Origin of the sequence: Metabacillus indicus LMG 22858, assembly GCF_000708755.2 — a bacterium.
In the GTDB taxonomy this organism is placed as follows: domain Bacteria; phylum Bacillota; class Bacilli; order Bacillales; family Bacillaceae; genus Bacillus_P; species Bacillus_P indicus.
In genome coordinates, this window is sequence record NZ_JGVU02000002.1 from 1,083,893 (window position 1) to 1,096,099 (window position 12,207).

Below are 12,207 nucleotides of genomic sequence, written 5' to 3' on the forward strand. Positions count from 1 at the left end.
TCCTTCAGACTTGGTCTGTACACCGATCATAAAAGAATGAAAGCGCACAAAGTTTGCATTTTTTGCTGGCAATGTGCGATTTATTGATGAAAAGAAGCATTCTTGAGCAAAGTCCGTTTTTCTTTGCTATTCTAAAGAAAAAAGAGATTGGACAGATCATGATGAAGGCAGTAAAGGAACGGCACGAATATGACCCGCTTTTTCCCCTTGTGTACCTCCCAAAATTAACTGGGAATCCTGGTGAGAAGGTACCTTTTTATCATTTTCATAACTGGTATGAGCTTGTTTTTGTTCACGACGGAAAAGGGTCCTTTTTAGTTGATAAGCATTTTTTTGATATGGAGAAAAATGATCTCTATTTGATTCCGGGGGATGTCATTCATAAGGCATCCGCTGATAAAACGGCCCCTTACACATGCTCAGTCATCCTCTTTCATCCCATGCTTATTCAGATAGCTGAAGTAGGAGATTCTTTTTCCTATCTTGGGCCATTTCATGATCTTATTCGAAGCGGCCGGTTTAAGCTGCGTCTTTCAGCGGAACGGATGAAGGAGTTTGAAAAGCTGCTTGGCATGATGGATGATGAATACTGCAGCGCTGAAAAAGGAAACCGCAGCGCCGTGATTCTCCTGCTTCACTGGATGCTCCTTCAAATCAGCAGAATGAATACGCACTTTGAACATGCGAAGAAAGGGCACATGCCTGATAAAAGGGACTGGTGGATGAAGGATGTCCTGAATTACATTGACTCTCACTATACGGATTCTCATCTGTCCCTCACCGTACTTGCCGATCAGGCATTGGTCAGCCCTGCCCATTTCAGCAGAACCTTTAAAAAGACGACCGGTTTTACTCTCCCTGCTTTTCTGGAAATGAAGCGTCTTGTAAAAGCCAAAGAGCTGCTGCTGACCTCAGACCACAGTGTTTCCTTCATTTCTGATTCGTGCGGCTACAAGAGTCTGTCTCATTTCCATAAGCGCTTCAAACAGCAGCTTGGCAAAAGTCCCGGTGAGTTCAGAAGAGGAAATAACATGTAAAAAAAATGCCTCCGCATCATCCGCGAAGGCATTTTCTTATTTATAATCCGACCACTTCAACTGACTGTCGTTAAGCAGTTCTTCAAAGCTTTTATTTTTCTCTTTTTCTTTCTTTTCCTTCAGCTTCTGCAGGCGTTCCTGCTCCTGCTTTTGCTCCTGTTCTTCAAGCAGTCCTTTTTTCATTCCGGAGAGCTGTTCAAACAGGCCTGAATCGAGGCGGTCCTTCAGGTTCAGGGACGCATCGTCTGTTTTTTTCGGCTGTGCCTTTTGATGTTTTTTCTGTTTTTTCGCCATGATGATCACTCCTATATACACTCATTATATACAAGAAATGGCGATGTTAGAAAGGGATTTGACTGATTAATAGGCGTCCAGGATGACATCGTCGCCGATGATTAGCTCAGGTTCAGTTGAGCGTTTGATATCTTCTACTGTATAGCCTTTAGCCACTTCTTTAAGTTTGAGGCCAAGTTCAGTGACATCTATTACAGCCTGATCCGTTATGATCCGGTTCACAACACCTTTGCCTGTAAGCGGCAGTGTGCACGTGTTCAGGATCTTCGGTTCGCCGCTTTTATTTACATGCTCCATAATGACAATGATGCGCTGCGCTCCATGAACGAGATCCATCGCTCCGCCCATTCCTTTGATCATTTTGCCCGGGATCATCCAGTTTGCAAGATCGCCGCTTTCTGACACTTCCATGCCTCCGAGAATGGCCACATTCACGTGTCCTCCGCGGATCATCGCGAATGATTCGGAACTGTCGAAATAAGCGGATCCAGGAATCGCTGTGACGGTTTCCTTCCCCGCATTGATTAAATCAGGATCGACATCCCCCTCTTTAGGATAAGGCCCAATCCCGAGAAGACCGTTTTCTGACTGCAGCACAACCTCTTTGTTTTCACCGATATAATTGGCGACCAGTGTCGGCATGCCAATTCCGAGATTCACATAGAAACCGTTTTCAATTTCCTGTTCAGCCCGTTTGGCAATTTTCTCGCGGACTTCTGCTTTGTTTTGTATCATGGCTTTGCCTCCTGTCATCCTGTCTTTTGTACAGTCAGACGCTCAATACGCTTCTGCTGCTCTCCGAGAATGAGTGCCTGAACGTAAATGCCCGGAGTATGAATCCCGTCCGGCTGAATGCTCCCCGTTTCCACCAGCTCTTCCACTTCTGCAATCGTGACTTTTCCCGCCGCTGCAATCATCGGATTAAAGTTTTGAGCCGTCTTGTTGTAGAGCAGGTTGCCCATTTTATCCGCTTTGCTCGCGCGTACAAGGCTGAAGTCTGCCGTCAGCGCTTCTTCAAGCAAGTATTCTTTCCCGTTAAAGTTCCGCGTTTCTTTTCCTTCAGCAATTGGCGTTCCCACTCCTGCAGGCGTATAGAACGCTGGAATGCCAGCTCCGCCAGCGCGGATTTTTTCAGCAAGCGTTCCTTGAGGAACGAGTTCGACTTCAATTTCGCCTGAGAGCACCTGGCGTTCAAATTCCTTGTTCTCGCCCACATAAGAGCTGATCATCTTTTTGATTTGCTTATTTTTCAAAAGAAGCCCAAGTCCCCAGTCGTCTACACCGCAGTTATTTGAAATAATCGTCAGATCCTTCACGCCTGTTTCAACAAGGGCAAGGATGAGGTTTTCAGGAATGCCGCACAGCCCGAAACCGCCGACCATCAGAGTGGAACCATCTTTGATCTCGCTTACTGCTTCTGTAAAAGATGTATAGATCTTCTTCATCATTTATCCCTCCAGATTTTCAACGATTGTCGCAACACCCTGGCCGCCGCCGATGCAAAGAGTGGCAAGGCCGCGCTTTGCGTTTCTGCGCTTCATTTCGTGAATCAACGTCACAAGAATGCGCGTGCCGCTTGCACCGATTGGATGTCCAAGGGCAATGGCGCCGCCGTTTACATTGAGTTTTTCTTTGTCAAAATGAAGTTCGCGGTCAACGGCAATCGACTGTGCCGCAAACGCTTCGTTCGCTTCCACAAGGTCCATGTCATTCATTGTCAGCCCGCTTTTTTGGAACGCTTTTTGAACGGCTGCAACAGGTCCAATCCCCATAATGCTTGGATCTACACCGGCATTCCCATTTGCAGTAATTTTAACAAGCGGCTGAATGCCCAGCTCTTCTGCTTTTTTTCTGCTCATAACAACGACAGCTGCAGCACCGTCATTAATGCCGGACGCATTTCCCGCCGTTACAGAACCTTCCTTCTTAAATGCAGCACGAAGACCGCCGAGCTTCTCTGCCGTTGTGCCTGCGCGCGGGAACTCATCCGTGTCAAACGTAACAGCATCCCCTTTTCGCTGAGGAATGACGACAGGCGTAATCTCCGATTTGAACGTACCGGACTCAATCGCCTTCACCGCTTTTTGCTGGCTCCACGCTGCAAACTCATCCTGCTCTTCTCTCGTAATCTCGTATTTATCGCACAAGTTCTCTGCTGTCACACCCATATGATAGTTATTGAACGCACACGTCAGACCGTCAGAAACCATCGTATCAATCAGCTTCTGATCGCCCATCTTAAATCCGTCCCGAGCATTTTTCAATATGTAAGGCGCCTGGCTCATATTTTCCATACCGCCTGCAACCACAATCTCTGCATCCCCTGATAAAATCGCCTGTGCCGCAAGATGGACCGTTTTCAAACCGGATCCGCACACTTTGTTGATCGTCATGGACGGCACATTCTCAGGAAGACCCGCTTTCATAGCCGCCTGGCGCGCCGGATTTTGCCCAAGTCCCGCCTGCAGCACATTCCCCATAATGACTTCATCCACCTGCTCGCCCTTTAAACCCGCTTTCTCAAGAGCATCCTTGATCACAATCGCCCCAAGCTCCGGCGCGGACACACCCTTCAGCGCTCCTCCGAAACTCCCGATTGCCGTGCGGACAGCACTCACGATGACTACTTCATTGCTGCTCATACTACACTCATCCCCTTTGTCATGGCTTTAACCATTGGTTTCGCTAAATCCTGATAAATTCCTGCAATCTTTTCAAAATTCAGCTTTCAGTTGCATACACTCTTAGTAAACTATTAATATGGGGATATGTAAACCCTTACAATACGAAAAGCGGAATCGCCCGTTTAGCTCCGACAGACAGAAAAGAAATCAACCGAAAAGTCCGGGTTTGACTTTTTGGGGGATTTTGTTCTGGCGGAGGAGCTGGGCGATGGAGCTGGACAACCCGAAAAGCGGAATCGCCTTGGTCAGCTCCGAAGGACAGAAAAGGATCCGCCGGAAAAAGCCGGGCTTGCTTTTTGCGGCGGAGCCGTTCTGGCCGAGGAGTTAGGCGATGGAGCTGGACAATACGAAAAGCGGAGCCGACTGTTCAGGCCTGGCAGTCAGATAAGAAATCACCGGAAAAGTCCGGTTTTGACTTTTTCGGGGATTTTGTTCTGACAGAAGGACTAGGAGGCGGAGCTGGACAATGTGAAAAGTGGAGCCGACTGTTCAGGCCTGGCAGTCAGATAAGAAATCACCGGAAAAGTCCGGTTTTGACTTTTTCGGTGATTTTGTTCTGACAGAAGGACTAGGAGGCGGAGCTGGACAATGTGAAAAGTGGAATCGTACCCTCAAAACCTGAAAACCTGAAATTGAGGGTACACAAATTGCCGATAAGTACCCTCAAAACCTAAAAATCAAAATTTGTGGGTACGCAAAATCCCGATTCGTACCCTCAGTACCCAAAAATCAAAATTTGAGGGTACGCAAATTGCCGTTTCGTACCCTCAAAACCTAAAAATCTGAAATTGAGGGTACGCAAAATCCCCAATCGTACCCTCAAATCCTGAAATCCCGAAATATAAGGTACTCAAAAATCCGAAAGGCTGGTGCTTCCTGTGAATCTTCCAAAACATGCAACGCTGATTGAGGTCGGTCCCCGTGACGGGCTGCAAAATGAAAAAAATGAAATTCCGACAGACGTTAAAATTCAGTTTATCAAGGAGCTTAAAAAAGCAGGGTTCAAAGAAATGGAATTGACCTCTTTTGTCTCGCCAAAGTGGGTTCCCCAGCTGAAAGATGCAGGAGACATCATCACCTATTGTTCCGATGAGAACAGAAACCTGGTTCTGACTCCTAATGAAAAAGGGATTGCGCGTGCAAAAGAGGCAAATTGCAAAGAGGTGGCTTTTTTTGTGGGAGTCAGCAGCATTTTCAATCAAAAGAATATCAACGCGACAACAGAAGAAAGCATGCAAAAGCTCCTACCGCTGATCCGCTCGCTCAAGGAAGAAGATTTTTTTGTGAGGGCGTGTATTTCGACTTCTTTTTACTGCCCGTATGAAGGAAAAATAGAAGCGGATGCCGTTGTTGAGCTTTGCAGGCAGTTTGCAGATGCGGGTGTTGATGACTTAAGTGTTGCCGACACCATCGGCATGGCGAATCCGCTTGAAGTGCATGAGCTTTTTTCACGCCTGAAAAAAGCACTGCCGGACGTGCTGATCACGGCCCATTTCCATGATACAAGAGGCATGGCGCTCGCCAACATTTACGCAGCGCTGCAGGCAGGCGTCGACAGGTTTGACACGTCTGCAGGCGGACTCGGCGGATGTCCTTTCGCACCCGGTGCTACAGGAAATGCTGCAACAGAGGACGTGCTCCATATGCTGCATGCTCTGAACATTGAAACAGGCATTGACATGAACCAGCTTCTGAAAGCAGTGGAGATCATTGAGCCGCATCTTTCAGGAAGTGTTCAAAGCAAACAATATCAGCTCAGCAAACGGTCAAAAACGCTTCTAACTGAATAAACAGCAGTGGATATAACTGCGCTTGACATATCTTTATTAAGTATCCATTCTAGTCTTGCTGGTCTTAAGATTGGTTCATTCCATGTATATTTCTCCCCCTTTCTTCACATCTTAGATGACAGAAAGGAGCGGATATCATGACAAACGAAAAGGCATCAAAAAGCCAAAAAGGCAAGCCGAATGCAGATACCCCGAAGCAGACTATGGCTTTTGAAGAATTGGAAAAGGCTGTACACCCGACAAAACGCCAAAACTCGGAACAATAACGCGGCAGCAAGCCCCATGTGCTTGCTGCTTTTGTTTTTCTCCTTTTCCTTCTTCGTGATAAAATGGATGTATTATACAGCGGAAGGAAGAATGCAGATGAAAAAGTGGCTGATCGGAGCTGGCATCATCCTCTCCTACATCTTCGTAGTAGGATTTTTTTTCACCAACCAGATGATGTACATGCGAAAGAAATCAGACAAAGAAATTATCGACCGCGAAACAAAAGACGGCCATTACGATGAAAGCGAATATGAAGCCTACAACAAAATCGAAGTATCCATCCCGTCCCAGTTCGGGTATGACATCAAAGGCCATCTTATTGCCCCGCACAGCACCTCCTCCTATGTCATTATCTGCCACGGGGTCACCATGAACCGGATCAACTCGGTCAAGTACATGAAACTGTTTTTAAAACGGGGCATCAACGTGCTGATCTATGACCACAGAAGGCATGGGGAAAGCGGCGGGAAAACAACAAGCTTCGGGCACTACGAAAAATACGACCTTCAGTCTGTCGTGCATTGGCTGAAGGACCGTGTCGGCGATGACCTGCATCTCGGCATTCACGGTGAATCCATGGGTGCTGTCACGACGCTACTTTATGCAGGACTCGTAGAAGACGGTGCCGATTACTATATTGCCGACTGTCCGTTTTCAGATCTTCAGGAGCAGCTGCTTTACCGTCTGAAATCTGACTTCAAGCTCCCCGGTTACCTTGTGATGCCGATTGCAAGGCGGTTTCTGAAACTGCGCGACGGGTACACCATCCAGGACGTTTCCCCGATTGCGGTGATGGACAGAATTCAGCATCCTGTCCTGTTTATCCACAGCAAGGACGACGATTACATACCGGCAGCGATGACCCAGCAGCTGTTCGAGAAAAAATCCGGCATGAAAAAGCTGTATTTTGCCGAAAAAGGCGCCCACGCCATGTCCTACACCGAAAACCGCGAGGAATACGAACGAATTATTGATGAATTTTATGAAGAAATGAAAGAATACGAAACAACCCTATAAGTTGTTATGCATGATATGACATCTTCCCTTATACATGATATAATTCTCATTTTTATATCGTTAACGAGAGGAGTTTACGTATATGTTAAAACACGAGGAAATCAGGTTTTCCAATGCATTAAAATCGGTTGCCAGAAATGGTGAGATAAAAAACTACATTCAGAACTCACAAGAGCTCTATCCTTTATTTATGCGCGCAGCAAAGCGCTTTGTATCAGGTGAAACAAGACTGGATGCAATGAATAAAGCGAAAGAACTTATCGCGAAAGACTACCTTATCTCCTTAGAATACATAGGTGAAAATACAACAAATGCCGACGAGTGTCATGCTGCAAAAGAAGAGTTCATTTCGTTAATTCATCAGTTAGGCGCTAATGGAATCAAATCAACCATCTCATTTGATTTATCCCATATTGGCATGTCGGTTGATAGAGAGCTTGCCTTGAAAAATTTAAAGGAAATGGCACAAGCTGCTGAACTTTATCACTTAAATCTCATGATCAGCATGGAAGAATCTGAAAAGACAGATCGTATTTTAGATATCTATAAAGAAGTGGCTTCAACATATAAAAACGTAGGAATTACATTACAAGTTCATTTGAAACGTTCATTAGACGATTTGAATGAATTGTTGAAATATCCTGGAAAAATCAGAATTGTAAAAGGTGCTTATCAGGAACCTGCAGACCTTAAGATCGGCCGTTCTGAAGAGCTGAATAACCGTTACCTGGAATTTATCAGAATGGGCGTTGAAGCTGAACATCCTATTTCAATTGCTACCCATGATGAAAAACTGCTTGAAAAAGTATTTGAGCAAGGTTATTTAAAGCATTCAAACGTTGAGCTTGAAATGTTAGATGGGGTTAGGTCTGATTTAATCAAAAATGCAAAAAATGAAGGATACAAAGCGAGGGTTTATGTAACTTACGGCACAGAATGGTATCTGTACTTAGCGCATCGCATTGCAGAATATCCTCCTAACATTTACACTGCTGTATCAGATATTATAGCTTTTGAAACGAAAACTGCTTCTTATTAAACGAAAAACGGTGACATCGTTGTAAAATGTCACCGTTTTTTCATTTCAGATGTGGTTTTGTCCCAGACACTTTTTCGCGTTTATCCTAGTACGTCTGTAATATCATGCATATGTTCATCAAGCCAGGCAATTGCCTCATCAATCGTAGCAAATTCCTGTGCTTCAAACGTCATTTCATCCTGAAGCAGCCAGACATCTTTTTTGTCCTCAAAGACTCCGCCAATCGACCAGTGCAGCAGGGTATATGGATGGTTGCTGTTCAAAAACGAAACCCATGTTTTATTTAATGCAATATTCTTAAGAGTTGTTAAGCGGTCCTTCATCTTTCTCTCCACCTCACTTTACAGTCAGACTCATGCGCGGATTCAAGATTTGCGAAGGACACGTCAGCATGTAGCTGTTTGCCGTCTCGTTAAAATCAATTGTCATCTTTTCATCCAGAAACACCATCTTTGATTTTTCAACCAGAACCGGATATGCGTTCGTTTCAATCAGAACATCATCTCCGTCTTTTTCATCAACAAGCCAGAGTGCGGTCACCCCGCTGACCACGCATCCGCAGCCGTCGGTATCATACTTGAGCTTCACTTGTTTATCGGAATGAGCCTGAACACTGCCTTCTATTTTTTTCATGGCACGGTCTGTCCATTTAATTTCCATACGTCTTGTCTCCTCATTTCAGGTTGCTTAGGGACATTTTATCACAACTCAGTCAGATGCGCACCGCGGCTTGCCTGTCATACCCCGGGGTCCAGCTGAATACGTCTAGGTATAGAAGGAGTGATACCATGACAAAACCCGTCATCAAAGTAAATGACAACGGCTCCCTGCGCATTACCGGAGACGTCGAACTGATCGACGCAGAAGGAAACGTCTTCCAAACCAAACAGAGCTTCTCCCTCTGCCGCTGCGGCCTCTCCAAAAAAATGCCGTTTTGCGACGGTTCGCATAAGGGAGTGTTTCAGTCGGTGGTTAGGGCGGAGTAGGAAGAGCGGAGGCGGCCGTTTAGTTCAGAAGGTTAAAAATCCGCCGAAAAAAGCAGGATTGGCTTTTTACGGCGGAGCCTTCAAAGTTCTTGAGACAGGATTACAGCACTTTCCCTCGGTTCTCTCATTCCAAAAGTGTTCTTAAAACCCGATTGCAACACTTTCTCTCGCCTCTCCCATCCCGAAAGTGTTCTTAAAACCCGATTACAACATTTTCTCTCGTCTCTCCCATTCCCAAAGTGTTCTTAAATCAAAATTACAGCACTTTCCCCCATCTCAAACGCCTGCAAAGTGTTTTAAAAACAGGACTATAACTCCTATACAACAAAAAGAGCATGACCAGTATGATCACGCCCATTTTCATATCTACCGCAAGAGAAGGCAGGCACCCCCGCCCGCCTTCACCTCACTCCTTCTCCCCTATATCCGTTATTTTTTCGATTGGCAGATCAACGCGCGTGTGGTCTTCGCCGATGATCCGCAGGCATCCGCGGATCGGATCTACGTAGTGTACGCGGCCTTTGAGCACGTGAAAATCATGATGTTCGTAGTAGGTAAACGCAAGCTCGCGGTTTTCCTCCATGGCGAGGCCGATGATTTCGTTAAAATGCTCGAGCTGCTGTTCGTCTACTGCGGGCTTCGTTTTATAGCCTTGTTCAATTTCAAGTTCTCTTAAGATTTTTACATGCTCAGGCAGCATCATGGATGTCCATTTGATATTGCCCCGATCCCGAATCATGAGTATCCCTCCTTTTACGCTTTGTGTCCGCCGACAAGCTTGGCGCGGTGCCTTGCTGTGCCTGCGTTTGTATAGGAAACGGCCCGCAGCAGGGCATTGGGTCCGTATTTCCCGCGGATGGAGTCCATGACATAGCCAAGGATCTGTTCTTTTTCGCGGTTTGGCTGGAATAAATCGAGCTGCATTTCGGAATCATCTTCAATGTTGGAGAGGGCAATCGAAATTTTCCGGACAGTTTTATGTGCGTAAAATTGTTCAAATAAGGCGAGGCATGTTTCGTAGAGCTCCATTGTGATGTTGGTCGGCCGTTCCATCGTCCGTGAGCGGTGAAATCCGCCTCCAAGCTCATCATGGCTGTAGCCGATGCCGAGACTGATCGTTCTGCCTGCTTTCCTGTGCGTGCGCGCCCTTCTTGCGACTTCTTCGCACATTTCAAGAATGACGTGCTTTACCTCTTCCGGATCTGGATAATCCCGCATGAGAATCTGGCTCTTCCCGAAACTGATCTGCCCCTGCAGAATCGGCGCACCAATTTCAGAGAGATCAACGCCCCAGGCATGGTAATAAAGCTGGTTGCCCATAATCCCGAACTTTTTCTCAAGCACTTCAAGCGGATGAGCCGCAAGCTGCCCTACGGTGAAAATACCCATCCGGTTCAGCGTTTTTTCAACTCTGCTTCCGATGCCCCACATTTCCCGGAGCGGTTGCACCTTCCACAGTTTTTCTTTTACATCGTCGTACGTCCATTCCGCAATGCCCTTTTTCTTTGCCTCAAGATCAAGGCAGATTTTCGAAAGCAGCATATTGGGTCCGATGCCGATTGCACACGGCAGCGAAAATTCACGGTCCATATCATCTCTGATTTTTGCAGCAACCTCCCACGCATCTCCCCAAATCCCCTCCACTCCGTCAACTTGGATGAAGCTTTCGTCGACACTGTACGTGTGGATGGCATCCTTCGGGACATACCGGTGAAACAGGCGCGTCAGTTCAGTCGAAATACGGACAAAAGAAGCCATTTTTGCGTTCACAATCCGAATGCGGGAATCTTTCGGAATTTCGAACAGACGGGATCCGGTCTTGATGCCAAAATCTTTTTTCAGACAGGGCGAAGCTGCCAGGACAATACTCCCCTGCCTTTCTGTGTCACCAACCACCGCCAAATGGCACGTAAGCGGATCAAGACCTTCCAGAACCGCCGCGCAGCTGGCATAAAAGCTCTTCATATCAATGCACAGAATCTTTCGTTTTGGAAATTGGCTGTAATCCTCAATCATCGTTCTTACTCCTCACGACAGAATATATGTTCCCATTCAGTATATGCTAATAGTAAGCGAATATACGTTCGATTTCAATGGTAGTTTTTGCTACGAAAAGCGGAGCCGACTGTTCAGGCCTGGCAGTCAGATAAGAAATCACACGGAAAGGCCGAACTTGCCTTTTCGGGGGATTTTGTTCCGACTGAGGAGTTGGCCGGTGCAGCTGGACAACGCGAAATGCGGAATCGCCTTGTTTAGCTCCGAAGGACAGAAAAGGATCCGACGGAAAAAGCCGGTCTTGCTTTTTGCGGCGGATCCTTTTTGGCCGAGGAGTTAGGCGATGGAGCTGGACAACACGAAAAGCGGAGCCGACTGTTCAGGCCTGGCAGTCAGATAAGAAATCACCGGAAAAGTCCGATTTTGACTTTTTCGGGGATTTTGTTCTGACAGAAGGACTAGGAGGCGGAGCTAGACAATACGAAAAGCGGAATCGTACCCTCAAAAACCGAAATTCAAAAATTGAGGGTACTAAAAAGCCGGTATCGTGCCCTCAAAAACCGAAATTCAAAAATTGAGGGTACTAAAAAGCCAGATTTGTACCCTCAAAACCCAAAAACCAAAAATTGAGGGCACTAAAAGCCCGGATTCGTACCCTCAAAACACAAAAATCATAAATTGAAGGCACTAAAAAGCCAGTATCGTACCACCAAAACTCAGAAACCAAAGATTGAGGGTACTCAAAAGTCTCCCGCCCCTCTTTTCCGGGTGACCCTATGGAGCTGCTGGCCCAACACAAAAGGCGGAGCCGCTAAATCAGACCCTTGCCCCCCCACAAAAACCCCCGCTTGGCATCTCCCCCAATCCTCCTTATAATCAGGATAGAATGAGGTGGAATATGAACGGAAAGTGGATTTTGAAAATGATTCTTCAGTCTTTTCAGCAGTATGAGCTGCAAGGATCACTGAGTAAAAAAGAGGAAGAAGAACTTGTTGAAAAAGTGATGCAGAAGCGGGCGCAGGAAGATTCGGAGTGGTTTGAGGCGGTCGAAGACGTTGTGTACGGGTTTGTGACGAATCAGGAATTGTAGCATATGAA

General features: G+C 46.4%; 15 protein-coding genes. 7 read left to right on the forward strand and 8 right to left on the reverse strand.

What is annotated here, in order from left to right:
* Positions 1 to 86: 86 nt before the first annotated feature.
* Entirely contained in the window at positions 87 to 1,037 is a 951-nt protein-coding gene (locus AZ46_RS08760) for an AraC family transcriptional regulator (RefSeq protein WP_029280050.1), read from the forward strand.
* Between the two features lie 36 nt (positions 1,038 to 1,073).
* Here AZ46_RS08760 and AZ46_RS08765 read toward each other — a convergent pair whose 3' ends face one another.
* The 4 genes from AZ46_RS08765 to AZ46_RS08780 form a co-directional block, all read right to left on the reverse strand.
* On the reverse strand, positions 1,074 to 1,331 hold the full coding sequence (locus AZ46_RS08765; RefSeq protein ID WP_029280048.1) for a DUF3886 domain-containing protein: 258 nt from the start codon (positions 1,329 to 1,331) through the stop codon (positions 1,074 to 1,076).
* A gap of 66 nt (positions 1,332 to 1,397) precedes the next feature.
* Positions 1,398 to 2,066, reverse strand: coding sequence for a CoA transferase subunit B (locus AZ46_RS08770; RefSeq protein WP_029280047.1), 669 nt, complete (start codon positions 2,064 to 2,066; stop codon positions 1,398 to 1,400).
* Positions 2,067 to 2,080: 14 nt separating this feature from the next.
* Complete coding sequence (locus tag AZ46_RS08775) at positions 2,081 to 2,776, reverse strand: CoA transferase subunit A (RefSeq protein WP_029280045.1); 696 nt, start codon at positions 2,774 to 2,776, stop codon at positions 2,081 to 2,083.
* A gap of 3 nt (positions 2,777 to 2,779) precedes the next feature.
* Positions 2,780 to 3,973, reverse strand: a complete 1,194-nt coding sequence (locus AZ46_RS08780; protein WP_029280043.1) for an acetyl-CoA C-acetyltransferase — start codon at positions 3,971 to 3,973, stop codon at positions 2,780 to 2,782.
* Between the two features lie 920 nt (positions 3,974 to 4,893).
* On the opposite strand from AZ46_RS08780, the gene AZ46_RS08785 reads away from it, so the two are divergent.
* The 4 genes from AZ46_RS08785 to AZ46_RS08795 all read left to right on the forward strand — a co-directional run bounded on the left by AZ46_RS08785 (position 4,894) and on the right by AZ46_RS08795 (position 8,128).
* A complete protein-coding gene (locus AZ46_RS08785) occupies positions 4,894 to 5,805 on the forward strand; it encodes a hydroxymethylglutaryl-CoA lyase (protein ID WP_029280041.1) in 912 nt (303 codons plus the stop codon).
* Between the two features lie 137 nt (positions 5,806 to 5,942).
* Entirely contained in the window at positions 5,943 to 6,071 is a 129-nt protein-coding gene (locus tag AZ46_RS22445; protein WP_267881650.1) for a hypothetical protein, read from the forward strand.
* A 97-nt stretch (positions 6,072 to 6,168) separates the two neighbouring features.
* On the forward strand, positions 6,169 to 7,089 hold the full coding sequence (locus AZ46_RS08790) for an alpha/beta hydrolase (RefSeq protein ID WP_029280039.1): 921 nt from the start codon (positions 6,169 to 6,171) through the stop codon (positions 7,087 to 7,089).
* Between the two features lie 82 nt (positions 7,090 to 7,171).
* Positions 7,172 to 8,128 carry a proline dehydrogenase family protein gene (locus AZ46_RS08795; protein ID WP_029280037.1) on the forward strand — a complete coding sequence of 319 codons (957 nt, stop codon included), beginning with the start codon at positions 7,172 to 7,174 and terminating at the stop codon, positions 8,126 to 8,128.
* A gap of 80 nt (positions 8,129 to 8,208) precedes the next feature.
* Here the strand turns inward: AZ46_RS08795 and AZ46_RS08800 are convergent, their stop codons facing one another.
* Positions 8,209 to 8,451 carry a DUF2552 family protein gene (locus AZ46_RS08800; RefSeq protein WP_029280035.1) on the reverse strand — a complete coding sequence of 81 codons (243 nt, stop codon included), beginning with the start codon at positions 8,449 to 8,451 and terminating at the stop codon, positions 8,209 to 8,211.
* Positions 8,452 to 8,464: 13 nt separating this feature from the next.
* On the reverse strand, positions 8,465 to 8,788 hold the full coding sequence (locus AZ46_RS08805; RefSeq protein ID WP_029280033.1) for an iron-sulfur cluster biosynthesis family protein: 324 nt from the start codon (positions 8,786 to 8,788) through the stop codon (positions 8,465 to 8,467).
* 128 nt (positions 8,789 to 8,916) lie between these two features.
* Between AZ46_RS08805 and AZ46_RS08810 the strand changes: the two genes are divergently transcribed.
* Entirely contained in the window at positions 8,917 to 9,114 is a 198-nt protein-coding gene (locus tag AZ46_RS08810; protein WP_029280031.1) for a CDGSH iron-sulfur domain-containing protein, read from the forward strand.
* A 406-nt stretch (positions 9,115 to 9,520) separates the two neighbouring features.
* Here the strand turns inward: AZ46_RS08810 and AZ46_RS08815 are convergent, their stop codons facing one another.
* A complete protein-coding gene (locus tag AZ46_RS08815; RefSeq protein WP_029280030.1) occupies positions 9,521 to 9,853 on the reverse strand; it encodes a YolD-like family protein in 333 nt (110 codons plus the stop codon).
* A gap of 14 nt (positions 9,854 to 9,867) precedes the next feature.
* Positions 9,868 to 11,130 (reverse strand): Y-family DNA polymerase, encoded by a 1,263-nt coding sequence (locus AZ46_RS08820; protein ID WP_029280029.1) that lies wholly within the window; start codon positions 11,128 to 11,130, stop codon positions 9,868 to 9,870.
* An 877-nt stretch (positions 11,131 to 12,007) separates the two neighbouring features.
* On the opposite strand from AZ46_RS08820, the gene AZ46_RS08825 reads away from it, so the two are divergent.
* Positions 12,008 to 12,199 carry a YqzH family protein gene (locus AZ46_RS08825; RefSeq protein WP_029280027.1) on the forward strand — a complete coding sequence of 64 codons (192 nt, stop codon included), beginning with the start codon at positions 12,008 to 12,010 and terminating at the stop codon, positions 12,197 to 12,199.
* Positions 12,200 to 12,207 lie beyond the last annotated feature (8 nt).